Source organism: Bradyrhizobium sp. CCBAU 11386 (assembly GCF_028128955.1).
GTDB lineage: Bacteria > Pseudomonadota > Alphaproteobacteria > Rhizobiales > Xanthobacteraceae > Bradyrhizobium.
Map to the genome: position 1 here is coordinate 218,078 of NZ_LBKA01000257.1, position 21,955 is coordinate 240,032.

Genomic DNA, 21,955 nt, shown 5'->3' on the forward strand with positions numbered 1-21,955 from the left:
GTGCCTGGCAACGCATGCGTGCCTGGGGTGGCTGAGCGCGGGGGGCTGCGCTAGACAGGGCCGCCATTCCACCAGGAGATCCCAAATGAGCATTCAGCGTTTTGAAACTGGCCCGCGCATGAGCCAGGTCGTCGTGCACGGCAATACCGTCTATCTCGCCGGTGTCGTCGCCAACAAGGCCGCCGGCGAAAGCGTGACGAAGCAGACCCAGGACATCCTGGCGACGATCGACGGCCATCTCGCCAAGGCCGGCACCGACAAGTCGAAGCTGCTCTCGGCCACGATCTACATCACCGACATGAAGACGTTTGGCGAGATGAATGCGGTGTGGGACGCCTGGGTCTCCCCCGGCAACACCCCGGCCCGCGCCACCGTCGAAGCCAAGCTGGCGGCGCCGCAATACACCGTCGAGATCATGGTCACGGCCGCGAAGTGATCTTCGCGAACCAGTCGCATGCCAATGAAGCGCGATGAGACCATCATCGCGCTTCATTTTTTTCGCACGCCGATGACCTCGGAGGTAATCGATCAACGCGCGCGAACCTTCGATAGTGACGAGCAGCCGGATACGGCCTCATCGAAGGAGAGCACCATGACCGACCACGTCACCATTGCCCGCCGCTACATCGAGCTCTGGAACGAGCGCACGACAAGCCGCCGGCGCGAACTGCTCAGCCAGAACTGGGCGGCGGATGCGAGCTATGTCGATCCGCTGATGAAGGGCGACGGCCAGGACGGCATCGACGCGCTGATCGCGGGCGTGCAACAGCGCTTTCCCGATTTCAAGTTCAAGCTGATCGGCGAGCCCAACGGCTACGGCGATCATCTACGCTTCAGCTGGGGCCTTGGCCCTGACGGCGTCGACAGCCCGATCAAGGGCACCGATTTCGCCGTGCTGAAGGACGGCCGCATCAGGAGCGTAACGGGATTCTTGGACCAGGTGCCCGCGGGCGCGTGAGCCACGAGCGTTCCCTCAAACTCCGTCGTCGTCCCGGCCTAGTGCGCAATTGCGCACGGGGGGCCGGGACCCATAACCCCAGGGAGTGGTTTGGCGAAGATCCGTCGTTCGGTACTCCTGCCTCGGGCAACCCGAGAGATCACGCGGTATGGGTCCCGGCCCCCGTGCGCAATTGCGCACTCGGCCGGGACGACACCTTTGGTTGGGCGCGTACTTGGCCTATGCAGCCATCAACCGATACGCAGCCTTAGCATTCACCCCGAACGCCTTGTCCCGCACGCCCGGCCCTAGCTTCACCAGACACGCCTCCAGCGCGCCCTTGATCTCGCCGTAGCTGCCCGCAAGCAGGCACACCGGCCAGTCGGAGCCGAAGATCAGGCGATCCTCACCGAAGCAATTTGCGGCGTGCTGGACGAACGGAAACAGCCGCTCCGCATCCCAATCATTCCACTTCGCTTCCGTCGCGAGCCCGGAGATCTTGCACCAGACATTGCCGCAAGCGGCGAGCGCTTTGATGCGATCAGCCCATTCGGCGCTTCCGCCAGAAGCGATCGGCGGCTTGGCGGCATGGTCGAGCACGAAGCGCGCGTTGGGAAAGGCCTGCGCGGTTGCGATCGCCGCCGGCAATTCGCGGGTGCGGACGAGGACATCGTAAGTGAGATCGCGGACAAACAATGCGGTGAGCCCGCGCTGGACGTCCTCGCGGAGCAGCCAGTCGGGATCGGCCTCGTCGTGGACCTGGTGGCGGAGTCCGACCAGCTTGTCGCCGCCCGGCGCGGCGCGCAGCCGGTCGAGCGTATCACCAAGCGCGCCATCGGTCAGATCGACCCAGCCGACCACGCCGACGACAGAGGGCGTTGCATGCGCGATGCGCAAAAATTCCTCAGTCTCCTCCAGCGCGGAGCGGCACTGCACCACGATGCTCGCGTCGATGCCATTCGCTTTCAACAGCGGCGCAAGATCGGCAGGCCCGAAGGCGCGGCGGATCGGCGCGAGTTCTGGCGCGTCCATCCAGGGATAGTCGGCACGCGCCGGATCCCAGAAATGCTGGTGGGCGTCGATGATCATGGCTCACGCTCCACCCGGCAGCGGCGACCGCGCGTCGACGAGTTTCCGCGCACGCAGCTCCTGCCAGAAGGCCGGCGGCACCGGCGCCTGCGACATCGCGATGTTGTCGGCGACCTCGCCGGCATTGCGCGCGCCCAGCACGGCGACCGTCACGGCCGGATGGGCCATGCAGAACTGGAGCGCGGCAGCCTTCAGCTCGGTGCCGTGCTTGCGGCAGAGCTCGTCGAGCTCGAGCGCCCGCGCGACCAGCGCCGCGTCGGCATCCTCATAGTTGAACTTCGCGCCGGTGCGGGGGGTGGCCAGAATGCCGCTGTTGTAGATGCCGCCGAGCAGGATGCCGATGTTCTTGGCCTGACAGACCGGAAACAGCGCATCCAGCGCGCCCTGGTCGAGCAGCGTGTAGCGGCCGGCGAGCAGGAAGCAGTCCACCGGCACGGTTTCGGCAAAACGGGCCAGCATCTCCGACTGGTTCATGCCGGCGCCGATCGCCTTGACCGTGCCCTCCGCGCGCAGGCGCTGGAGCGCGCGGAAGGCGCCGGCAACGGCGTCGTCGTAATGATCGTCGGGATCATGCACGAGCAGGACATCGACGCGGTCGAGCCCGAGGCGCAGCAGGCTCTCCTCGACCGAGCGCATCACCCCGTCATGAGAGAAGTCGAACACCGGCCGCTCGCGCTGACCGCTCTTGTAATGATCGTCCTCGGCGGCAGCGCCATCGGGCGCGCGCAGCAGGCGGCCGACCTTGGTCGAGATGACGTAGGAGTCGCGCGGCTGTTGCCGCAGGAATGCGCCGAGCCGACGTTCGGCGAGGCCAAAACCGTAGAGCGGCGCGGTGTCGTAGAAGCGGATGCCGGCCGACCAACCCCGTTCGAGCGTCGCTTGCGCATCGGCATCGCTGACGGGGGTGAACAATCCGCCGAGCGGGGCGGAGCCGAGGCCGATTGAGGTGACATCAAGGGGGCCGAGCCGCGACCGTTTCATTCCAAATTTCCTTCCGGCAGTCCAAATCATCTCTCCCGCTTGCGGAAACCGCAAGCGGGAGAGGCACGCAGGAACGCGGGGCTGGTGGCGCTCCTACTTCAGCATCTGCGCAACGTTATCCTTCGTCACGAGATCGAGGCCGGTATAGATGATCTCTGGCACCTTCTCGCCCTTCTTGATCGCGAGCAGCGTGTCCATCGACTTCTCGCCCATTTCGAACGGGCGCTGGCCGGTGAGCGCGTTGGAGTAGCCGTCGCGCAGCAGCTCAAGCTGCATCTTCAGCGTATCGGCGACGACGAGTGTGAACTTGCCGGCGTCGATGTCCTTCTTGTTCTTGTTGACGAAGGCCTTGTAACCTTCGGGTGCAAACATCGGCCAGCCGCCGATCGGCACGATGGCGCCGAGATCCGGCGTCGCCGTGCGCAAATCGGCCATCTGCTGGATCGCGAGCGCGGGATCGTCGTTACAGAAGGTCGGAGAGCCCTGCACCTCGACCCACTTCGTTCCCTTGAGCGACTCACGGACGCCGTCGACACGCTCGGCAAGGTTCTTCGCGCCGGGACCGCCGGATATGATCGCATACTTGCCGCCTTCGGGCTTGAGCTGAGCCAATTGCTTGCCGAGCGCCAGACCGAAGTCCTTGTTGTTGGTGCCGATATAGGCGATGCGCTTGGAGCCCGGCGCGTCCGCATCGAAGGTGATGACGGGAATGCCGGCCGCCGTTGCTGCCTCGATCGACTTGGTCATGGCCGCGACGTCGGCAACCGAGATCGCGAGCCCATCCACCTTCTGCGTGACGAAGTCCTGGATGATCTGCGCCTGCGTCGCCGGTTCGTGTTCGACCGGTCCCTTGTAGATGCACTCAACGTTGCCGAGTTCCTTGGCTCGCTTCAGGCAGCCGTCGCGCGCCACGTCGAAGAACGGATTGTTCATCGCCTTGGGCACGATGGCGAACTTGTAGGTCTGGGCAAATGCCGGGGTCGCCATCATCGCGATGGTCACGCCGGCCAACAGAAGCTTCTTCATTACTTTCCCTCCACACTTTGGTGCCTATCCATTTGTGATGTGATGGTCCGGCAGGCGGATAGACGATCTTTCGTTGTCCTTCCGGATTAACTCGTTAAGTCATGCGCGAGCGGATACGATCGACCAGCACGGCCAGGATGATGATCACGCCAACCAGCGTCTGCTGCCAATAGGAGCTGACCTGTGCCAGCACGAGACCGTTGCGGATCACCTCCAGCAGCACGCAGCCGACGATGGCCCCTAACGGGCCGCCGATGCCGCCGGCAAGGTTGGCACCGCCGATGACGGCCGCCGCGATCACGTTGAGCTCGTAGGAGGTCGCCATGTTGGCGGGTGCCGATCCGAGCCAGCCGGAGATGATGATGCCCTGGAGGCCTGCGGCGAGCGCGCAAATCACATAGACCTCGATCTTGACCCGCACGACAGGGATGCCGGTGAGTTCCGCCGCCTTCTCGTTGCCGCCGAGCGCGAAGACATGACGGCCGAAGGCGCTGTGGTGCAGGGCCACGGCCATGACGAGAGCGAGGATCACGAGATAGATGAAGGGCGCAGGCACGCCAAGCACGTCACCCGAGGTGAGCGCATAGAAGTAATCGGCGTCCGGCCCGCCCGGAAAGCTGCCGCGGCCGTTGGAGACGACATAACCGAGGCCGCGCACAATCGAGAGCATGCCGAGCGTGGTGACGAAGGGCGACAGCCCGAGCACCGCGATGCAGAAGCCGTTGACGAGCCCGACGAGAAACGCGACCGCGAGGCCCGCGACGATCGAGACGACCAGGATCAGGCCCGGCAGGTTCGCTACCACGGTCTTGCCGTCGGCCGCGAGGTGCACGAACAGCGACGCGCCGGGCATGCCTGGCGTCGAGAGGCCCGACATGACCATCGATGTGATCATGGCGGAGAAGCACATCAGCGAGCCGACTGAGAGATCGATACCGCCGGTAATGATGACGAAGGTGACGCCCAGGGTGGCAATGGCGATAAAGGAAAAGTTCTTCGCCACGTTCTGCATATTGCCCTGGGTGAAGAAATAGGGGCTGGCAAAATGCATCACGACCATCAGCACCAGGAGCGCTAGCAGGACGTATCCGGTCTGGGAGGCGAAGATGCCACGCCGCCACCATTTGATCTTGCCGACATTCGAGAAGCTGACCGGGGATTCCAACTGCATGGCCATTACGCCGCCTCCTTCGCGCCGGTGATGAGGGCGGTGACTTCCTCGGGGGACGTCGTATGGATCGCCTTGTCGGCGCGCTTCTCGCCGCGGCGCATGACGATCACGCGGTCGCACACCGCGAACACGTCGGGCATGCGGTGCGAGATCAGCATCACGGCGACGCCTTGCTCCTTCAACCGGTGAATCAGGCTCAGCACCTGCTCGACCTGGCGGACCGAGATCGCAGCGGTCGGCTCGTCCATCATCACCAGCCTCGCATTTGAGAGCCGCGTCCGCGCGATCGCGACCGCCTGGCGCTGGCCGCCCGACATCTGCTTGACGAGATCGTCGGGCCGCGTTTCCGATCGCAGCTCGCCGAACAATTCCAGCGCACGCGCCGCCATCGCCTTGTGGTCGAGCAAGGCAAGCGGGCCAAACTTGCGCTTCAGCTCGCGGCCGAGAAACACGTTGGCGGCCGCGGTCAGATTGTCGGCCAGTGCAAGATCCTGATAGACCACCTCGATGCCGACCGTGCGGGCATCGATCGGCCGATTGAAATGGACCGCGCTGCCGGCAAAGCGGATCTCACCATGGCTGGGGCGGAAATTGCCGGCGATGATCTTGACCAGCGTCGACTTGCCGGCGCCGTTGTCGCCCATCAGGCCGACCACTTCGCCGGGAAGGACATGCATTTCGACGTCATGCAGTGCGCGGATTGCGCCGAACTCCTTGCCGATGCCGGTGAGTTCGAGAACTGGCGTTGGGTCAGCACTTGCCATCAGCAGCCTCGCTCAGACGTAGCGGTTGACGAGAGATTCCAGATATTCCTGCCGTCCCGAGCGCGGCTGCGGGTCGAAGCCGGGGCCGAGCGCACGATCGGCGAGATCGGCGAGCGAACGCTGGCCGCCGAGAATGGCGCGGCCCTCGGGGCTCGCCCATCCTTCGTAGCGCTTTTCGAGCGGCGCGGTGAGGACGCCGGCATCGAGCATGTCGGCGGCGGCGAGGAAGGCGCGCGCGCAGGCATCCATCGACCCGACATGGGCGTGGATCAGGTCGTCGGGGTCGATCGACTGACGCCGGATCTTGGCGTCGAAATTGAGCCCGCCCGAGGTGAAGCCGCCGCGGTTCAGGATCTCGTGGAACACCAGCGCCAGCTCGCCCACGTTCATCGCGAACTGATCGGTGTCCCAGCCGAGCAGATCGTCGCCGCGGTTGACGTCGAGCGAGCCGAACACACCGAGCGCCTCGGCAAGCGCGACCTCGTGATGGAAGGAATGGCCGGCGAGGATGGCGTGGTTCTGCTCGATGTTGAGCTTGACGTCCTTGAGGAGATCGTAGCGCGCGAGGAAGCCGTAGCAGGTGGCGACGTCGAAATCATATTGATGCTTGGTCGGCTCCTTCGGCTTCGGCTCGATCAGGATCGGGCCCTTGAAGCCGATCTTGTGCTTGTGCTCGACGACGAGCGAGACGAAGCGGCCGAGCTGGTCGAGCTCGCGCTTGAGATCGGTGTTGAGCAGCGTCTCGTAGCCCTCGCGCCCGCCCCACAGCACATAGTTCTGGCCACCGAGCCGGTGCGTCACCTCCAGCGCGGCACGGACCTGGCCGGCGGCGTAGGTGAAGATGTCAGGGTCCGGATTGGTCGCGGCGCCCGCCATGTAGCGGCGATGCGTGAACAGATTGGCGGTGCCCCAGAGCAGCCGGACTTTGGCCGATTCCATCTTCGCTTCGAACAGATCGGCGATCGCGTTGAGATTGGCGACGGACTCCGCGAGCGAAGCGCCTTCCGGCGCGGCATCGACGTCGTGGAAGGTGAAGTAGGGCACGTCGAGCAGGCGGAACAGCTCGAAGGCGACATCGGCCTTGGCCCGTGCCTGCGCCATCGCGTCGGCGCCGTGATGCCAGGGCCGCAGGAACGTCTCGCCGCCGAAGGGATCGCCGCCCGGCCAGCAGAGGGAGTGCCAGTAGCAGACCGCAAAGCGCAGGTGATCCTCGAGCCGGCGGCCATGGACGAGGCGGTCCTTGTCGTACCAGCGGAAGGCGGGCGCTTGTCCGGCATCCTGGCCGGCGAAGGCGACAGGCTTGCTTGCCTCGAAGAATTTGGCTGACGCGTTCACTTAAGCGGACTCCTTCAACGCGGGATAAAGCGCGCGCCAGCGACGATAGGCCTCGTCATAGGCGGCGGTGACGGATGCGCGGGGCGCGAAACTCGCGAGTCGGCGCGGGCGCGTGCAAACTTCGGCGGGATCTTCACCGGTGGCGGCAAGGCGCCCGAGCCGCGCGGCGCCGAGCGCGGCCCCCACCTCGCCTTCCTCGACGCGATGGACGGAAATGCCGAGCACGTCGGCGCAGATCTGGGCCCAGAGCGGCGAGCGCGAGCCGCCGCCGACGAGATCGACTTCCACGATCGGCCCGCTCGCTGCGCTCAGTGCCGCCAGATTGTCGCGCGCGGCGAAGGCGACGCCTTCGAGCACGGCCTGCACGATCTGGCCGCGCCCGGTCGCGCCGCGCAAACCGACGAAGGCGCCGCTGGCGGCGGCATCGTTGTGGGGCGTGCGCTCGCCGTCGAGATAGGGCAGGAATTTGATCGGGCTCGGCCCATCGACGCGCTCGCCGAGCGGCGCCAGCAGCGCCGCGGCCGGCGTCTCCATCACGCCCGAGAGCCAGGCGAGCGAGGCCGCCGCCGACAGCATCACGCCCATCTGGTGCCAGAGCCCGGGCAGCGCGTGACAGAAGGCATGCACGGCTGAAGCCGGCGCCGGCGCAAAGCGATCGGTGACGCGGAACACCACACCTGAGGTTCCCAGCGACAGAAACGCATCTCCGGGCGCGATGGCACCGAGCCCGATCGCGCTCGCCGCACAGTCGCCGGCGCCGCCGGCGACCACGACACCTTTCGCCATGCCCCAGCGCTGCGCCAGGTCCGGCGCGAGCACAGCACTGACGTCGCTGCCTTCGACGAGGCGCGGCATGTGGCGCAGATCGAGCCCGGTGGCCTGCAGCACAGCCTCCGACCAGCGGCGCTGGCCGACGTCGAGCCACAGCGTGCCGGCGGCGTCCGACATGTCCTCGACCATCTCGCCGGTGAGGCGATAGCGCACATAGGCCTTCGGCAGCAGCACTTTTGCGACGCGCTCGAAGATGTCCGGCTCATGCCGCGCGACCCAGAGCAGCTTTGGCGCGGTGAAGCCGGGCATCGCGAGATTGCCGGCGATGGCGTGCAGTGACGGACAGCGCCGCTCGAGCTCGCCGCATTCGGCCTGCGAGCGGCCGTCGTTCCAGAGGATCGCGGGGCGCAACGGGCGGCCGTTCTCGCCCAGCAGCGTCGCGCCGTGCATCTGGCCGGATAGTCCGATGCCAGCTACCCGCGCGACCTCACGCGGATGGCGGGATGCGAGATCATCGACCGCGCCGGTCGCCGCATCGACCCAGGCGTCGGGATCCTGCTCGGACCACAGCGGCGCGGGATGCGACAGCGCAAGCTCGCGCGCCGCCGTCGCGAAAATCGCGCCGGCTTCGCTCACGAGCACCGCCTTCACACCGGACGTACCGATGTCCATTCCGAGATACACGCCATCCCTCCCATTCACCTGTCGCGGCGTGCGATCTTGCGTCGCCTTCCCCGCCACGGGCCGTTTCGAAAATCGCCTGCCGCTAGGGCAGATTGTCCCGCATCACGATGTCGATCCTGATCTTCTCCTGTTCGCGCAAGATCGGCTCGCCGCGGGCGAGCGCGAGCAGCACGCGCACGGCGGCGCGCGCCTCATGTCCGGGGTTCTGCGAGATCGCGGCATCCATCACGCCCTGCAACAGCAGCCGGCGCGTCAGCGCCGTGACGTCGTGCCCGACGAACACCACCTGCTTGTCGCGGCCGGCGTCGCTCAACGCTTTGGCGACGCCTTGTGTGCCGGCGCCGACATTATAAAGGCCGACAATGTCAGCATGCCTGCCGAACAGCCGGGCCAGCAGCTGCTCCGAACGCTCGTCCTCGTCGCGCCCTTCCAGCACCGGAAGCACGGCGAGACCAGGGAATTCCGACGCCATCACCTGGTTGAAGCCGAAAATGCGCTCGGCGTGATCGCGCAGGCCCTGCGAGCCGGCGACAATGGCGACCTTGCCGGACCGCTGACCGACCAGCCGACCGACCAGCGCACCGGCGGTGCGCCCCGCGGCGATGTTGTCGATGCCGACATAATGGTGGCGCCGTGACGACGGCACGTCCGACACCAGCGTGACCACCCTGGTGCCGGCATCGACGAGATCGTTGATCGCGGCGCGGACGCCGGGATGATCCAGCGCCACCACGGCGACGCCGTCGTAATCGCCCGAGAGCGTCTCCAGCGAGACCGCGAGCACGGAGGGATCGAACACGTCGGTTGCGACCATCTCGACACTCAGGCGACGTGCCGAGAGCCACGCCGACATCTCGCCGAGATAGGCCTCGATCTGCTGCATGAACGGGTTCGGCCCGGACGGCATCACGAAGGCAAAGCGGCGGGCGCGGCCGCGGGCGAGCTCTGCGGCGGCCACATGCGGCTGGAAGGAATTGCGCTCGATGGCCTCTTTGACGCGCCGGACCGTGTCCGGCCGCACGCCCGGGCGATTGTGCAGGACCCGGTCCACGGTCGCCAGACTCACGCCCGCCTCGCGCGCGATGTCCTTTAGGGTCAGCGCGGTGGCGGTGAGCGTGTCGGAGTAGCTCTCTTGGGCCATGGCTGAAGGCTAGCAGATGTGTTTTGAGGTACGCAACTCATTTTGAGGGGCGTGTCGTGATTTTCGAGCCCCGGTTGCGCCGGGGAGCCACCTTGGTCGGCGGCCTCAGCTGCCGCTCAGATCCAGCGTCAGGAACAGGCTGTTGGGATCCTCGACATAGCCCTCGAACGGACCGCAGAGGACGAAGCCGTGCGCCCGGTACAGCGCGTGGGCCGGCTTGAAATAGTCCCACGAGCCGGTCTCGAGGCTGAGCCGCGTTACGCCACGCGCGCGGGCTTGAGTGATGATGTGGCGGAGCATCTCGCCGCCAAAGCCGCGCCGCCGCGTGGTCTGAAGCGTGTGCATCGACTTCACCTCGCCATGGGTGCCCGAAAGCGTCTTCAGCGCGCCAGTGGCGACCAGCGTCTCGCCGTCCCATCCGGTCCAGAACGCGACGTCGCTCGCGCGAAGGCCCGCCAGATCGAGCGCATGGGCGCTGCCCGGCGCGGTCTGCGCCCGCGCCGCCGTGACATGATGGTCGAGCAGCGCGACGACGCGCGGATCGAACGTGTCGCCGGTCCGGATCTGCATCGTCACGGCCTCACTCCGCTCGAAAGCCGCATCTGCATGAGGACCATATCGAGCCAGCGGCCGAACTTGCAGCCGACCTCAGGCATGCGGCCGACCTCGGCAAAGCCGAACGACGCGTGCAGCGCGATCGAGGCGGAATTCGAGGCCTCGATCGCGGCGACCATCGTGTGCTTGTTCAGCGCCGTGGCACGCTCGATCAGCGCAACCATCAGGCCGCGGCCGATGCCCGCGCGATGATGCCGCTCGTCGACATAGACGGAATTCTCGACCGTGTGGCGATAGCCGGGCCAGGGACGGAAATCGCCGAACGACGCGAAGCCGACCACGTCCCTGCCCTTCATGGCGACCAGAACGGGATAGCCGGCTTCCCGTCGCGCGCGGATCCACTCCCGCCGCGAATCGAGATCAACCGGGCCATCGGTCCAGACCGCCGTGGTGTTGAGCGCGGCATGGTTGTAGATGGCCAAAATATCTCCGGCATCCTCCAGCGTTGCGTCCCGCACGATCAGCGACATCACATTTTCCCGTAAGAGGTGCCGCGCCGCGTGATGATGACGTAGCGCGCGTCCTGCTTGGTTTCGTTCTCGAAGGTCACCGCGCGCATCACGTCGAAGTCGAGACAGTCGCCATCGCGCAGGCGAACCGTCTTGGCGTCGATATGCACGCAGACCGCGCCCTCCAGCATCAGGAGCTGCTGGGTGAAGGCGTTGCGGCCCCAGGGGCTGTAGGAGACGCGCGCGCCGGCCGGCAGATCGACGACGATGATCTCGATGCCGCTTGCCGCATCCGGCGGCGAGGCATGGCGCCTGCGGTAGCCGCTGTCGGGATCACGCCAATGCGGCTGGTCGGCAAGCCGCACCAGCCGCTCCGGCGGCTTCTCCGCGAGCGCGACGACGTCGCTGAGCGTGACGTCGAGCGCCGCACAGAGCTTGTTGAGCAGAGCCGCCGTCGCACTGCTCTGCGCCCGCTCCACCCGCCCGATCATGGCCCGGCTGACGCCGGAGCGGCCTGCAAGTTCGTTCAACGTCATGCCCGCCTGCGTCCTCAGGGTCTTCAAGCGACGACCGATCGCACGATCGAGTTTCTGCTGGTCCATGGTCTTCATCCGAACATTGCCCGACACGAGGACCGCACCCGTCAGGGCGAGAGGGAGCTTAGCGCGGACAGAGGCGAACGCCGCGAGCGGGAGTCTAATATATTAGAATCTTTGCAGAGCTCGCAGGGCCGATTAGGATGCGCCCCAACCACAAATGATCGGGAGGCGGCGAGATGGGCGAGCCGACGCAGCGGACGATCAAGGCCAACGGTATCAGCCTCAACGTCGCCGAGCAGGGCAACGGGCCGATGGTGCTGCTCTGCCACGGCTTTCCGGAAGGCTGGTACTCCTGGAGGCATCAGGTCGCGGCGCTGGCGGCGGCCGGCTACCACGCGGTGGCGCCCGACATGCGCGGCTACGGCAAGAGCGACCGGCCCGACGCGATCGACCAGTACACGATCCTCCACATGGCTGGCGATCTCGTCGGCGTGCTCGACGCCTTCGAGGCGAAGGACGCCGTCATCGTCGGGCATGACTGGGGCGCGACGATCGCCTGGCACACGGCGCGCCTGCGGCCCGATCGCTTCCGCGCTGCCGCCATCCTCAGCGTGCCATATCGGCCGCGCGGTCCGGTACGGCCGACGAGCGTCATGCCGCAGACCGCGGATGCGCAGTTCTATCAGCTGTACTTCCAGGAGCCGGGGGTCGCCGAAGCTGAGTTCGAACGGGATCCGCGCGCAACGCTCGGCGCCATGCTCTTCGGCGGCTCCGGCGAAGGGGCGGCGGCAATTCGAGCCAATGCCGAGCGCGCCGGCAGGACCGTTGGCGTCGGCATGGTCTCGCGCAAGGACGGCATGTTGCCGAAAGTGCAGGTGCCGCTGCCGTCATGGCTGAGCGCCGCCGACCTCGACCATTACGGCGCCGAATTTGCCCGCAGCGGGTTTCGCGGGCCGCTCAACTACTACCGCAACATCGATCGCAACTGGGAGCTGATGGCGGCCTTCGAGGGTGTGAAGGTGACGGTGCCTTCACTCTTCATCGCCGGCGACCACGACATGGTCCTCGCCTTCCCCGGCACCGCCGAGCTCCTCGCCAACATGAAGCAGTTTGTGCCGCAGTTGCGCGAGATCAGGATGCTGCCGGGTTGCGGACATTGGACGCAGCAGGAGCGGCCGGCGGAGGTGAACGCTGCGATCGTCGAGTTTCTGCGAAGCCTGCCGGACTAAAGTTGGAGCGGGCGAAGGGAATCGAACCCTCGTATGCAGCTTGGGAAGCTGCCGTTCTACCATTGAACTACGCCCGCGGATGCGTTGCTCACGCCCGTCCTGATTAGCCGAGACGGCGCGTCCCGCCAAGCGGTTTGGCGCGCCGGGCCGGACGCTTCTTAACGTTTCAGCAAGATTCCAGGTGCGCCGGATTGTGGCGGTGTTATGATCTCGTGTCTGGGAGAAACGTGCACTGAGTGGGGCGTGTGCATGGTGGGGCGTGGCTACGCGATATTCGACACGGCAATCGGCCGCTGCGGCATCATCTGGAGCAGCACCGGCGTCGTGGCCGTGCAATTGCCGGAGGCGCGGGAGATCGACACCCGCCGCCGGATTTTCGCAGTCCATCCCGAGGCGCGCGAGCAGCAGCCTCCGCTGAATGCCGAGCTTGCGATCGAGGGCATCGTGGGCCTGCTGCAGGGCAGCGATCCCGACTTTTCCGACGTCAGCCTGGATGCCGGCGGCGTGCCCGGCTTCAACCGGCGGGTCTACGAGTACACCTGCACGATCCCGCGCGGGGAGACGCGCACCTATCACGAGATCGCCAAGGCGCTGGGGGCCTCCGGCGCGGCGCATTCGGTGGCGCAGGCGGTCGCGAAAAATCCCTACATGCTGATCGTGCCCTGCCACCGGGTGCTGGAGGCCGGCAACTACACCGACCGGCTCTCGCCCTATGGCGGGGTGATCTCCAAACGGAGATTGCTGGCGCTCGAGGGCGCCCATCCGGTCGCCAGCAAGACGCTGTTCGAGGTGCTGCTGCCCGTTGCCCCACCGAGGCCCTCCACCTAGATAGGTGGCATGGATGCGACCACGCTTTTGACGACACGCTCGATGACGGTCTCCGAGTTCCGCTGCGATGCCGGACCGGACGACAAGCCGTTCCCGGAGCGTCGCACCGGCCATTCCATCGCCTATGTCCGCTCCGGCAGCTTCGGCTGCCATTGCCGCGCCGGCTTCTTCGAGCTGGTGGCCGGCTCGATGCTGGTCGGCGCCCCCGGCGAGGAATACACCTGCACGCATGAGCATGTCAGCGGCGACGTCTGCCTGGGCTTCTTCCTGAGCGAGGACCTCGTCGACACCCTCGGCGGACGCTCCGACGTCTGGCAGGCCGGTGCGACGCCGCCGCTGCCCGAACTGATGGTGCTGGGCGAGCTCGCCCAGACGGCGGCAGATGGCAACAGCGATTTGGGCCTCGACGAGGTCGGCCAGATCCTCGCCGGCCGTTTCATTGACGTCGTCTCGGGCAAGGCGCGCAAGCCGGCCACGCCCACCGCACGCGACCGCCGCCGCGCAGTCGAAGCCGCGCTGTGGATCGACGCCAACTCGCATGCCGAGGTCGACCTCGAACAGGCCGCGCGGCAGGCGGGGCTCAGCCCGTTCCATTTCCTGCGGCTGTTCTCGGCCGTGCTCGGCGTCACCCCGCATCAATATCTGGTGCGCTCGCGGCTGCGGCACGCTGCGCGCCTGCTCACCGACGACGACATCGCGGTCACCGACGTCGCCTATGACGTCGGCTTCGGCGATCTCTCCAATTTCGTCCGCACCTTCCATCGCGCCGCCGGCGTGTCGCCGACGAAGTTCCGCCAGGCGTCGAAGGGCGAGCGCAGGATCTTCGGGGAACGACTCGTCCTCAACTGAGACACACGGGCCGCATCGCAGGTAACAGTCTGTTGACCAGACAGGTGCGACGCACTGGCGCTTGCGGTACATCGCGCGGTATTACAACCAAAGGGCGATTTGGCGCCCTTCAAGGCGGCGAGCCGGCAGATGGACAGTTCCTCGAGTGACGTGATTGCGGCCACGCTGATCGCGCTTGTAGTCGGCCTCGCCTTCATCGCGGGCTGTGCCGTCTATTACGGCCGCCAGATCAGCTCGCGCAGGATTCCGATGCAGTGGGACACCGACGGTCAGCCGGCCTGGTTTGCACCACGCCTCGTTGGGCTCTGGTTCAGCTTCGGCGTGACGGCGGCCCTTTCCGTGTTCCTGCTCGTCCTCGCCCTTCATGCCCCGCAAAAGCTCACAGCCCTGATCGTCGCAACGATCAGCGTGATTGGAGCGAACATGTGGGTTCAGGTCTATCATCTGAGACGGGTGATCCGGTGGCAGGCAGAGGCACCGGCGAACTAGCCGGGCGGGATGCGCAAGATTCTCCAAGAGCGGCCTGCCCTCGATTGACTAGGTTCGTCTCCGGCGTGCGCCACTCGCGGCGCGCTTTGCAATGGAGACGAACATGTACGACCACATCGGACTTCGCGTAGCCGATCTCGATGCCGCCACGCGCTTCTACACCGCGGTGCTGGCGCCGCTCGGCTACGTCCTGTGCTCGAGCGGCGACGGCTATGCCGGCTTCGGGCCGAAGGGCGAGCCGGCGTTGTGGCTGCACCTGAACAAGGGGCGGAAGGCCGACGGCGCGCATATCGCGTTTCGCGCCGGAACTCATGACGCGGTCAAGGCGTTCCACAGCGAGGGCCTGAAGAGCGGCGGCCGCGACAATGGCGGCGCCGGCCCGCGCAAGGATTACAGCCCGACCTATTACGCGGCGTTTCTGATCGATCCGGACGGCAACAATGTCGAGGCGGTTTGTGTGTGAGCTTTAGCCGCCAGCACCGTCATTGCGAGGAGCTCTTGCGACGAAGCAATCCAGACTGCTTCCGCGGAAACATCTCTGGATTGCGTCGCTTTCGCTCGCAATGACGGTGTTTGAGGCGACGACCTGTCGAAATCAAGGATACCCACCTAATGGCCTCCATCCACAACGACGTCCCCCTCAATGTCCCCGCGCGCGACGTCTGGGACGCGGTGCGCGATTTCGGCGCGCTGCACCGGCGGCTGGTGCCGGGCTTCGTCACGGCCTGCACGCTCGATGGCGATGCACGTATCGTCACCTTCGCCAACGGGTCCGTCGCGCGCGAGGTGCTGGTCGATTGCGACGATGCGCGACAGCGCCTCGTCTATGCCATCAACAACGAGCGGCTGAAGCACTACAGCGCCTCGGTGCAGGTGATCGCCGACGGCGATGCGCGGTGCCGTCTGGTCTGGATCATCGACATGCTGCCAAACGAGCTTGCGCCGTATGTCCAGGGGCAGACGAAGGAAGCCGTGGCCGCCATGCACAAGGCGTTTCCATCCGCGGCGGCCTGACTGACCTCTGTGACTTTTCTCACGGAGCTCTCCCCTCCTCGGCCGTAACCATGGCCGCGTGCGTCCCGTTGGCTCTGCTCTCCCGGCGAAGCCACGCACGCGAGAAGCATGCCATGAGAGGTGCGGACAAGGTGATCTGCCAGGCAGCCGCCGTGCTGCTGATGTTTTCGGTCGCAAGCTCGCCGGCGAAGGCGCAGCTCGCAGGCTTCGGTGGCGGCGGAGGTGCCGGCGGCGAGGACATGATGACCCAGATGGCGCCGATGCTGGAGATGATGAAGGCGAAGATGGGCAAGCGCCGCTTCGCCATGCTGATGCAGACCATGGGTCCGATGATGAGCCGAATGATGGAGAACGGTGGCGGCGGCTTCGGCGGCCTCGGCGGCGGCAATCTCGGCGGCGGGTTTGGTGCGCCCAATTATGGCGGCTACACGCCGATGGGCGGAGGCGGCTATATGCCAACGGGGCTCGGCGGCATGGGCGGCGGCGACATCATGGGCATGCTCGGCGGCACCAGTGGCGGCGACATGATGGCGATGATCCCGCAATTGATGCGGCTCGCCAATGTCGGCGGCGGTGGCGGCCATCGCCGCCACAAGCATCGCTAGATCGCGCGGCATCGTTGCTGGCAATAGCAGCAACGAAGCAACCACCCTTCGGGGGCTCGAAGGATGGTTGCGCCGAGGCAAGCCTATGATGCGTCGCCGATATCAGATCCGATCGTCGATGAGGACGCCGGAAATCGACGGGTCGCTTGCATTCGTCTGGTCCCTCGATTGCGCCGCGCTGTAGGTCGGATCCGTGAGCGAGTTCTTCAGCGACTGAAGAAATTGTTCAAGCAGGTCCGTCGCCGACTTGCCGCTCGACGAACTGTCCGTGGCGGTGGTCGAGGAAGATTCGCTCGCATCCGTCGTGCCGCTCGATCCCGTCGTGCTGGACGAGGTCGAATCCGTGAGCAGGCTCTTCAGAGAATCCAGGAATTGCTGAAGCATGTCCACCACCGAGTTGCCGCTCGACGAACTGTCCGTGGCGTTGGCGGGAGGAGGCCCGCCGGGCGGCGGTCCGCCTGGTCCTTCCGGTCCACCTGCCCCGCCCGGTCCCTGGGAGAACGCCGCCTTGAAAATACCCTGCAGCTCGGTGGCCTGCTGGTCGGTCAGCTTGCCGTCTGAAACTTCCTTCCGGATGAGATCGTCGATCTTGGACTTGATAGCGTCAGGCGATGATCCGCTGCCGCTGGACTGATCGCTCGCGCGGCCCGATTGCAAGGCGGAATCGATGTCGCTGAGCGCGGACGACAGCGCCGACTGATCGGACGAACTGATCGCGCCGGAGCTGACTTCCGCTTGCAGTTCATCCTGCAGCCGCTGCAACGGCGATGAGTGGTGGTGGTGGGAGGAGAGCGCCGAAATCGAGGTCATGGTGGCTTCCGTGCTGATGGACTCGCGGCGAAGTTGTCGCCAGGAGCTGGCGCGGAGCCTTCGGCATGGCGCAGCTTCGGTTACCCGGCATTGCCAGGTAACCGACGGAAACATTCAGAAACAAAAATCCGGCGCGCGCCCTAATCGGCCGCGGCCGAAAGAGCCGGCGTGATCGCGGGCTTGCTCTCGCGTGGTCCCCAGCGGGTCAGCACCACGCTGGAGCACGACAGCAGGCCCAGCACGACCATCGAGCTCGCGGCCAGCCAGAAGAAGCTCTGCGCGGTGGCGTCATGCGTCGACAGCCACCAGCCGGTGGCCGAGATGTAGATCAGCCGCGCGGTCTGCGCCAGCACCGGGCCGATCACCTTGGCCGCGCCTTGCGAGGAGAAATACATCGTCGAGGCGAGCCCGATGAAGGCGTAGAACGGCGCCACCGTGGACAGATATTGGTGGCTGGTGGCGCGCACCGTCGCGCTGTCGGTGAAGATGTTGACCCAGAGATCGGGGAACAGCGCGACCAGGCACGCCGGCGCACCGACGGCGACGAATGCGCTCGCACCCGCGATCCAGGCAATGCGCCGGGCGCGCACGATGCGGCCGGCGCCGACCGCCATGCCGACCATCGGCACCGAGGCGATGCCGAACGAGAATGCGATCGAGGTCAGCAGGAATTCGAGCCGTGCGCCGATGCCGTAGCCGGCGAGGATGGCGGTGCCGAACTTCGCCAGCATGTGGGTGAAGATCGAGATCGTCAGCACCGATTGCAGCGGCGAGAAGCAGGCGATGGCGCCGACCTTCAGGATGTCGAAGAACATCGCCCACTGGATGCGCAGGCCGCGCAGCTTCGGTGCGATCCGCGCGCGTCCTGAGAACAGGTACCAGCCCATGATGCAGATGTTGAATGAATAGGCGATCAGCGCTCCGGCGGCGACGCCGCGCATGCCGAACTGCGGCACCGGCCCGAGCCCGAGGCCGAGCGTGCCGCCGAGCAGGATCTGCCAGGCCGCGGAGTTGAGGATGAGGAACGACGGCAGCTTCATGTTGCCGGTGCCGCGCAAGATGCCCGCCATGGTGTTGAGCAGCCAGGGCAGCACGGCGCCGCCGAAAAAAACCTGCGTGTAGGCGATCGCATGCGTGAGCACATCGCCGCGGCCGCCGAGCATTTCGAGCACCCTGGGTCCGAAGATCAGCATGCCCAGCATGAAGACGAGACCGAAGCTGATGCCGATCAGCATCGCATGCGCGGCGAGCGTGCCGGCGCGCTCGCGGTCACCGGCGCCGAGCGCGCGTGCGATGGCGGAGGCCACCGCGCCGCCCATCGCGCCGCCCGACATCGTCATGGTCAGGATCACTGTCGGAAACACCAGCGCCATCGCGGCCAGCGCCTCGACGCCGAGCCTGCCGATGTAGGAGGTCTCAGCGATCACGGTACAGGTGCCGGCCGACAGCGCGATCACGTTAGGCCAGGCGAGGGAGAGCAGCGTGCGCAGGATCGGCCCGTCGGTCAGCGCGCTCTTCACCGGACGCGGCGGCGGCGGCAGCGGGCGCTCTTGTTCATCGACCGGGATTTCGGCGATGTCGGACATGTCCTCTCCCGGGCACGAGCGCCATTTGCGGCGCGGCAATGACTAGGTGTGCCAATCAATTTCTTCGCGCATAAGGCGCGGTGAGAGGCTTGTTAGCACGGCGCGTAGCGATTCCTCCTGCGCCTGATGCAGGCGTGCCCTGCGGCAGCGCATTTCAGTGGGTGGAATTGCGGCTCTTCTCCCTCTCCCCGCACGCTTCGTTCTCCCTCTCCCCGTTCGTACGGGGCCGCGACGAGCTTTGCTCGCGCTGAGAGGGTCGGGGTGAGGGGCTCTATCCGCGTCGACGGTGAGAATTGGACTCGCGGAGACTCCCCCTCACCCGGAATTTGCTCTCGCAAATTCCGGCCTCTCCCCGCACGCGGGGAGAGGCGAAGCGACACCGTCGACTATTCAATCGTCCAGACCAGCGGCGGTCGCCCGCCTGCCGGCGGCCGCATATGCACGCCGATGTGCCGCCCGCATCCGGCAGCCAGCCCTTCGAACAATCCCTCCAGCACCTTGGCGCAGGCGCCGTGATAATCAGCGACGTCGTCCATCAGCTTCCAGCTCTGCTGACGGATTTCAAAGGTGCCTTCCGACTGCGCCGTCTCGGCGGCATCATCCTGCGCGGCGAACAACGCGCTCAGGAACGATGCGAATTCCCTCGCGCCGCCGCGGCTCATCGCGAGCGCCGCCGCGACCTCGTCGAAATACTGCATCCCAATCAGCCTGCCGGTGAGATGCAGCAGATAGCCGGCATCCTCCGGGCCGAACAGCTGCACCATCACGGGCGCGGCAGTGCGGACATATTCCATCGCATAGTTGCGGTAGGCTTTTTCCAGCCGTGGCTTCGGCCAGCTCGCGACCGGCAGCGCCGGCGCGGTCTTCGCGTCGAACAGCGGCGCTTCGAGGTGCCGTGCGAACACCAGTCGCTGGTCGAGTTCGAGCGGATGGTCGTATTGATGATAATAGCCTTCGAGCCCGTCCTGGCCGTCGACGCTCTGCTTGGTGCAGACGAAGCCGAGGCGCAGATCCCCGAGCGCAACACCGTTGTTGGCGTGCCAGCCGCGCAGCATTGCGCGAGAGACCTCGCCCGGCACGCCGCAGATCGCGGTGCCCTTCCAGATCCAGCGCGGCGGCGGATAGCGGATCCAGGCCTTAACGTCGCTCTCATACATGTATTCGACATGCACGCCGCCGATCCAGTTGGAGAGATAGTGATATTGAGCAGCCGCGACCGCCGGCGGCAGATGGCTGAGGCCGAGCTTCTCAAGCCCCGGCAGGAACCGCTCCTGCTGCTGGCGACGGAACACGCGGAAGACGAACTCCGCGGCATCCGCCGTGCCGCGACGCGTGACCACGGTCAGGATGAGGCCGGTGAAGTAGGCGTGATAGAGATCGGCGACCGCGCGCCAGCGTTTCCATTGGGCGTCCTGCGCGGAGTCGGCTGGCGTGGTCATGTTCGCTCCCGGCTTGTTGTTTTGCGGGAGTGTGTCATCGCGGATGGGACGGCGCAACATGCCACAAGCTCGGCGTCATCGCCCGCGAAGGCGGGCGATCCAGTATTCCAGAGGCGGCTGTGATTGAATCGAGACGCCGCGGCGTACTGGATTCCCCGCCTTCGCGGGGAATGACGGCGGTGGCAAATTTGCTTGGATTGTAGCCCGCATGAGCGAAGCGATATGCGGGGAAACAGCTCCCGGATGTCGCTACGCTCATCCGGGCTACGGAATAGCGCTACACCCGGAAATGCTTGCTCAGCTTCAAGCCCTGCGCCTGGTAGTTCGAGCCGATGCGCTGGCCGTACATCGCGTCGGGGCGGGCCAGCATCTTCTCGTAGACGAGGCGGCCGACGATCTGGCCGTGCTCGAGGATGAACGGCACCTCGCGCGAGCGCACCTCCAGCACGGCGCGCGATCCCAACCCGCCGGCGCCGGCATAGCCGAAGCCGGGATCGAAGAAGCCGGCATAGTGCACGCGGAATTCGCCGACCAGCGGATCGAACGGCACCATCTCCGCGGCAAAGTCGGGCGGCACCTGCACGGCCTCTTTCGAGGCGAGGATGTAGAACTCGCCGGGATCGAGGATCAGGCTGCCGTCGGGACGGGCTGAGATCGGCTCCCAGAAGTCGTCGACCGCGTAACCGGAGCGGCGATCGACATCGACCACGCCGGTGTGGCGCTTGGCGCGGTAGCCGACGAAGCCGCTGGCCTTCTCGCCGGAGAGATCGACGGAGACGGCGACGCCGCCGGACAGATCGGCATCGTCGATGTCGACGAGGCGCTCGGACGCATGCAGCGCATCGAGCTCGTCGGCATTGAGGATGGCGTCACCGGTTCTGAAGCGCACCTGCGACAGGCGCGAGCCCTCGCGCACCAGCACCGGAAACGTCTTCGGGCTGATCTCGGCATAGAGCGGGCCGTGATAGCCGGCGCCGATCATGTCGAAGCGGCGGGTGCCGTCGGCGATCACGCGGGTGAAGACGTCGAGCCGGCCCGTCGAGCTCTTCGGGTTCGCGGCCGCGACGATCTCCGGCGGCAGCGCGAGGCTTTCCAGCAGCGGCACGATGTAGACGCAGTTGGTCTCCAGTACCGCGCCGTCGGCGAGGCTGAACTCGTGCAGCTTCAACTCGTCGATGCGCTCGGCCACCGTGGCGCCGGGACCGGGCAGGAAGCTGGCGCGGACGCGATAGGCGATGTCGCCGAGGCGCAAATCGAGGCTCGCCGGCTGGATCTGGCTTTCGACGAAGTCATAGGCGGGCAGGATGAGGCCGCCCTCCGCCATCGCCGCGATCATGCGGTCGGGCAGGATACCATTGGCGTCGGCGGCGATCGTGAAACTCAACCGGGGGTCCTCGTCAGGGGTCAAACGCATCCGGACATGTGGGAAATACTGGCCTTTTACGGCTATCCGATGGACGCCTTGACGGAAAGGCCATTGCGGAATATGAGCATCACTTATCCCGTGGTGATTTGAGCCGGCCGGCTTGCAGCCACGTTAAATAAGTCGCTAAACAGGCCGGGGACCTCTGTGATCCCGGCCCGTGGATATATCCAGGCCGGTT

The 21,955-nt window shown here is 66.0% G+C and carries 24 protein-coding genes, 1 tRNA gene and 1 riboswitch; of the genes, 9 read left to right on the top strand and 16 right to left on the bottom strand.

The window, feature by feature from the left end:
• Positions 1 to 85: 85 nt before the first annotated feature.
• Together XI09_RS39185 and XI09_RS39190 are read left to right on the top strand one after the other, a co-directional pair.
• Positions 86 to 436: a RidA family protein gene (locus XI09_RS39185; RefSeq protein WP_027575148.1), complete on the top strand. Its 351-nt coding sequence runs from the start codon at positions 86 to 88 to the stop codon at positions 434 to 436.
• Between the two features lie 156 nt (positions 437 to 592).
• Positions 593 to 958 carry a nuclear transport factor 2 family protein gene (locus XI09_RS39190; protein WP_271571677.1) on the top strand — a complete coding sequence of 122 codons (366 nt, stop codon included), beginning with the start codon at positions 593 to 595 and terminating at the stop codon, positions 956 to 958.
• Positions 959 to 1,177: 219 nt separating this feature from the next.
• On the opposite strand, the gene XI09_RS39195 is transcribed toward XI09_RS39190, so the two are convergent.
• From XI09_RS39195 to XI09_RS39245, 11 genes are all read right to left on the bottom strand, one after another.
• Positions 1,178 to 2,026, bottom strand: a complete 849-nt coding sequence (locus XI09_RS39195; protein ID WP_271571678.1) for an amidohydrolase family protein — start codon at positions 2,024 to 2,026, stop codon at positions 1,178 to 1,180.
• A 3-nt stretch (positions 2,027 to 2,029) separates the two neighbouring features.
• Positions 2,030 to 3,007 carry an aldo/keto reductase gene (locus XI09_RS39200; RefSeq protein ID WP_271571679.1) on the bottom strand — a complete coding sequence of 326 codons (978 nt, stop codon included), beginning with the start codon at positions 3,005 to 3,007 and terminating at the stop codon, positions 2,030 to 2,032.
• 93 nt (positions 3,008 to 3,100) lie between these two features.
• Positions 3,101 to 4,033, bottom strand: coding sequence for a sugar-binding protein (locus XI09_RS39205; RefSeq protein WP_271571680.1), 933 nt, complete (start codon positions 4,031 to 4,033; stop codon positions 3,101 to 3,103).
• 94 nt (positions 4,034 to 4,127) lie between these two features.
• Positions 4,128 to 5,210 (bottom strand): ABC transporter permease, encoded by a 1,083-nt coding sequence (locus XI09_RS39210; protein ID WP_271571681.1) that lies wholly within the window; start codon positions 5,208 to 5,210, stop codon positions 4,128 to 4,130.
• The gene (locus XI09_RS39215; RefSeq protein WP_271571682.1) at positions 5,210 to 5,968 is read right to left on the bottom strand and encodes an ATP-binding cassette domain-containing protein; all 759 of its coding nucleotides are present in this window, start codon (positions 5,966 to 5,968) and stop codon (positions 5,210 to 5,212) included. The genes XI09_RS39210 and XI09_RS39215 overlap by 1 nt, the downstream gene beginning before the upstream one ends.
• A 12-nt stretch (positions 5,969 to 5,980) precedes the next feature.
• Positions 5,981 to 7,303, bottom strand: a complete 1,323-nt coding sequence (gene xylA / locus XI09_RS39220; RefSeq protein ID WP_271571683.1) for a xylose isomerase — start codon at positions 7,301 to 7,303, stop codon at positions 5,981 to 5,983.
• Positions 7,304 to 8,758 (bottom strand): xylulokinase, encoded by a 1,455-nt coding sequence (xylB, locus tag XI09_RS39225; RefSeq protein ID WP_271571684.1) that lies wholly within the window; start codon positions 8,756 to 8,758, stop codon positions 7,304 to 7,306.
• 82 nt (positions 8,759 to 8,840) lie between these two features.
• Complete coding sequence (locus XI09_RS39230) at positions 8,841 to 9,899, bottom strand: LacI family DNA-binding transcriptional regulator (protein WP_271571685.1); 1,059 nt, start codon at positions 9,897 to 9,899, stop codon at positions 8,841 to 8,843.
• A 105-nt stretch (positions 9,900 to 10,004) separates the two neighbouring features.
• On the bottom strand, positions 10,005 to 10,469 hold the full coding sequence (locus XI09_RS39235) for a GNAT family N-acetyltransferase (RefSeq protein WP_271571710.1): 465 nt from the start codon (positions 10,467 to 10,469) through the stop codon (positions 10,005 to 10,007).
• 2 nt (positions 10,470 to 10,471) lie between these two features.
• Positions 10,472 to 10,984 (bottom strand): GNAT family N-acetyltransferase, encoded by a 513-nt coding sequence (locus XI09_RS39240; RefSeq protein WP_271571686.1) that lies wholly within the window; start codon positions 10,982 to 10,984, stop codon positions 10,472 to 10,474.
• Positions 10,984 to 11,565 carry a helix-turn-helix domain-containing protein gene (locus XI09_RS39245; protein WP_271571687.1) on the bottom strand — a complete coding sequence of 194 codons (582 nt, stop codon included), beginning with the start codon at positions 11,563 to 11,565 and terminating at the stop codon, positions 10,984 to 10,986. The genes XI09_RS39240 and XI09_RS39245 overlap by 1 nt, the downstream gene beginning before the upstream one ends.
• 173 nt (positions 11,566 to 11,738) lie before the next feature.
• On the opposite strand from XI09_RS39245, the gene XI09_RS39250 reads away from it, so the two are divergent.
• Positions 11,739 to 12,731, top strand: coding sequence for an alpha/beta fold hydrolase (locus XI09_RS39250; protein ID WP_271571688.1), 993 nt, complete (start codon positions 11,739 to 11,741; stop codon positions 12,729 to 12,731).
• A gap of 3 nt (positions 12,732 to 12,734) precedes the next feature.
• Here XI09_RS39250 and XI09_RS39255 read toward each other — a convergent pair.
• Positions 12,735 to 12,808, bottom strand: a tRNA-Gly gene (locus XI09_RS39255).
• A gap of 172 nt (positions 12,809 to 12,980) precedes the next feature.
• On the opposite strand from XI09_RS39255, the gene XI09_RS39260 reads away from it, so the two are divergent.
• From XI09_RS39260 to XI09_RS39285, 6 genes are all read left to right on the top strand, one after another.
• A complete protein-coding gene (locus XI09_RS39260; protein WP_271571689.1) occupies positions 12,981 to 13,559 on the top strand; it encodes a methylated-DNA--[protein]-cysteine S-methyltransferase in 579 nt (192 codons plus the stop codon).
• Between the two features lie 9 nt (positions 13,560 to 13,568).
• Entirely contained in the window at positions 13,569 to 14,408 is an 840-nt protein-coding gene (locus XI09_RS39265; protein WP_271571690.1) for a helix-turn-helix transcriptional regulator, read from the top strand.
• 129 nt (positions 14,409 to 14,537) lie between these two features.
• Positions 14,538 to 14,897, top strand: a complete 360-nt coding sequence (locus XI09_RS39270) for a hypothetical protein (RefSeq protein ID WP_271571691.1) — start codon at positions 14,538 to 14,540, stop codon at positions 14,895 to 14,897.
• Between the two features lie 103 nt (positions 14,898 to 15,000).
• Complete coding sequence (locus XI09_RS39275; protein ID WP_027542326.1) at positions 15,001 to 15,360, top strand: VOC family protein; 360 nt, start codon at positions 15,001 to 15,003, stop codon at positions 15,358 to 15,360.
• A gap of 149 nt (positions 15,361 to 15,509) precedes the next feature.
• Positions 15,510 to 15,911 carry an SRPBCC family protein gene (locus XI09_RS39280; protein ID WP_271571692.1) on the top strand — a complete coding sequence of 134 codons (402 nt, stop codon included), beginning with the start codon at positions 15,510 to 15,512 and terminating at the stop codon, positions 15,909 to 15,911.
• Positions 15,912 to 16,024: 113 nt separating this feature from the next.
• Positions 16,025 to 16,516 carry a hypothetical protein gene (locus XI09_RS39285; RefSeq protein WP_271571693.1) on the top strand — a complete coding sequence of 164 codons (492 nt, stop codon included), beginning with the start codon at positions 16,025 to 16,027 and terminating at the stop codon, positions 16,514 to 16,516.
• Positions 16,517 to 16,618: 102 nt separating this feature from the next.
• Here XI09_RS39285 and XI09_RS39290 read toward each other — a convergent pair whose 3' ends face one another.
• From XI09_RS39290 to XI09_RS39305, 4 genes are all read right to left on the bottom strand, one after another.
• Positions 16,619 to 17,326 (bottom strand): hypothetical protein, encoded by a 708-nt coding sequence (locus tag XI09_RS39290; protein ID WP_271571694.1) that lies wholly within the window; start codon positions 17,324 to 17,326, stop codon positions 16,619 to 16,621.
• A gap of 140 nt (positions 17,327 to 17,466) precedes the next feature.
• Entirely contained in the window at positions 17,467 to 18,912 is a 1,446-nt protein-coding gene (locus tag XI09_RS39295; protein WP_271571695.1) for an MATE family efflux transporter, read from the bottom strand.
• A 386-nt stretch (positions 18,913 to 19,298) separates the two neighbouring features.
• Positions 19,299 to 20,351 carry a hypothetical protein gene (locus XI09_RS39300; RefSeq protein ID WP_271571696.1) on the bottom strand — a complete coding sequence of 351 codons (1,053 nt, stop codon included), beginning with the start codon at positions 20,349 to 20,351 and terminating at the stop codon, positions 19,299 to 19,301.
• Between the two features lie 277 nt (positions 20,352 to 20,628).
• Entirely contained in the window at positions 20,629 to 21,765 is a 1,137-nt protein-coding gene (locus XI09_RS39305) for a 2'-deoxycytidine 5'-triphosphate deaminase (RefSeq protein WP_442869654.1), read from the bottom strand.
• Positions 21,766 to 21,845: 80 nt separating this feature from the next.
• A riboswitch (SAM riboswitch) is annotated at positions 21,846 to 21,925 on the top strand.
• Positions 21,926 to 21,955 lie beyond the last annotated feature (30 nt).